Genomic DNA, 1,750 nt, shown 5'->3' on the forward strand with positions numbered 1-1,750 from the left:
TCTGACCAGCGGCCGAGAAGAGGGGCAAAAATCACTTGCATCATTGCATACAGCGCCAATAAAACACCGTAGTTCTCCGCAACATTAGCCTTTCCAACAAACTCCCGTAATAACGCCGGTAAGACAGGCATAATTATGCCAATCCCCATGGCATCTAAAAAAATGATGACCAGTGCCATCATCACAGTGCGGTTCATAGTTAACGCTCTCTATCGGTGATAGGGTTTGAAAAGTAACTCTATCAGTGATAGATTGTCAACAGCGAAAGGAGATAGTGATGGCACGACTAAGCTTGGACGACGTAATTTCAATGGCGCTCACCCTGCTGGACAGAGAGGGGCTAGAGGGCCTGACTACGCGTAAGCTGGCGCAGTCCCTCAAAATTGAGCAACCGACTCTGTATTGGCACGTGCGCAACAAGCAGACCCTTATGAACATGCTTTCAGAGGCAATACTGGTGAAGCATCACACCCGTTCAGTACCGTTACCGACTGAGAGTTGGCAGCAGTTTCTCCAGGAAAATGCTCTGAGTTTCCGTAAAGCATTATTGGTCCATCGTGATGGAGCCCGATTGCATATAGGGACCTCTCCTACGCCCCCCCAGTTTGAACAAGCAGAGGCGCAACTACGCTGTCTATGCGATGCAGGGTTTTCGGTCGAGGAGGCTCTTTTCATTCTGCAATCTATCAGCCATTTTACGCTGGGTGCAGTATTGGAAGAGCAAGCCACAAACCCGACAGAATACAATACAGTGATGGACGCTGTGCCACCATTATTACAGGAGGCATTTAATGTTCAGACGAGAACCACTGCTGAAACGGCCTTCCATTTCGGGCTGAAATCATTAATAGTTGGATTCTCTGCACAATTAGATGAAAAATATATGTCCATCCAGGGTAATAATAAATGATGCTGTCTATGGGGCAGTACTAACGGCAGGGCCAGCGCTTCACATGCGCGGCCAGTGTCCATAAAGTCCGGGTCATTCTCACCATGCAGGCGATACCAAGTAAGCAACTCCACTGCGATGGAAAAGTGCTGTTCATCCAACCCACCCACGCGGCTCAGGTCGGCAGGCCAGTTGCGGCCATTCCAGAGCGATAGCACGATCCCCCGCAAGGTGATTGCGGCACCATAGCCATTCAGGAGAATGTGCCGGTGAGTCAAAAACGGTGATTCCTTCATTACTTTGTTTTCCCCTTAACTATCATCCCCTGAACGCATATGACGATTCCCAAAATCCTTAGCTCCAGACTCACCTAGCGAAACCGATGCCTGTGCCGCAGATATAGCTTCTGCCACCCAATCGCCGTCAATCCCTGGCACAGTCGGGAGTGCGGCGGCCACATCGTCAGGGATGGCCTTAATCCACTCCTGATATCCGAGCGTAGCCTCCAGCAGAGAGCACAGGCGTTTCATCAGATCATTACGTTGTTCAGTCACGGCCAACAATTTGCCAGTGGTATGAACATGGGCCTCGGATGCCAGAAACGCTTGGTCAACGAGCCCGCGCAGATTGAGCAAACCAGACTCCAATCGCTCGATGGTGAACTCTTCTCCCGCACAGCAAGCCACGCAGGCGGCAATTCGACGGTTGTTCATCTCGTCATCGGGGAAAACAGGGGCAATCATATGGGCCGCCTCGCCTGACAGCGTGTATCTGACCACGGACTGTTGCGTATTCCGGCGAAGTTGAACAGCCATTCCGGCCAACGTGAACACCCTGATCCTTAACGCGCTCACGTCACCC

Annotated in this window: 3 protein-coding genes and 1 pseudogene; 1 reads left to right on the forward strand and 3 read right to left on the reverse strand. The window is 51.3% G+C overall.

Annotated elements, in window-relative coordinates; genetic code table 11:
• Positions 1–197 (reverse strand): annotated as a pseudogene (locus tag PG887_RS22245) (TetA family tetracycline resistance MFS efflux pump); the annotation flags it as partial.
• Between the two features lie 80 nt (positions 198–277).
• Here PG887_RS22245 and PG887_RS22250 point away from each other — a divergent pair.
• Entirely contained in the window at positions 278–910 is a 633-nt protein-coding gene (locus PG887_RS22250; protein ID WP_017411289.1) for a tetracycline resistance transcriptional repressor TetR(E), read from the forward strand.
• On the opposite strand, the gene PG887_RS22775 is transcribed toward PG887_RS22250, so the two are convergent.
• Entirely contained in the window at positions 796–1,185 is a 390-nt protein-coding gene (locus PG887_RS22775) for a DUF7673 family protein (RefSeq protein WP_425306231.1), read from the reverse strand. The two genes, PG887_RS22250 and PG887_RS22775, sit on opposite strands and share 115 nt — an antisense overlap.
• A 15-nt stretch (positions 1,186–1,200) precedes the next feature.
• Positions 1,201–1,750: hypothetical protein (locus tag PG887_RS22255; RefSeq protein WP_270822930.1), on the reverse strand; the 550-nt coding region annotated here is incomplete at its 5' end.

Source organism: Aeromonas sp. QDB14, assembly GCF_027707845.1.
Lineage (GTDB): Bacteria > Pseudomonadota > Gammaproteobacteria > Enterobacterales > Aeromonadaceae > Aeromonas > Aeromonas caviae.

Coding starts and splice junctions, on each gene's coding strand:
- PG887_RS22250 (WP_017411289.1), top strand. CDS start 278: ATGGCACGACTAAGCTTGGACGACGTAATTTCAATGGCGCTCACCCTG.
- PG887_RS22775 (WP_425306231.1), bottom strand. CDS start 1,185: ATGAAGGAATCACCGTTTTTGACTCACCGGCACATTCTCCTGAATGGC.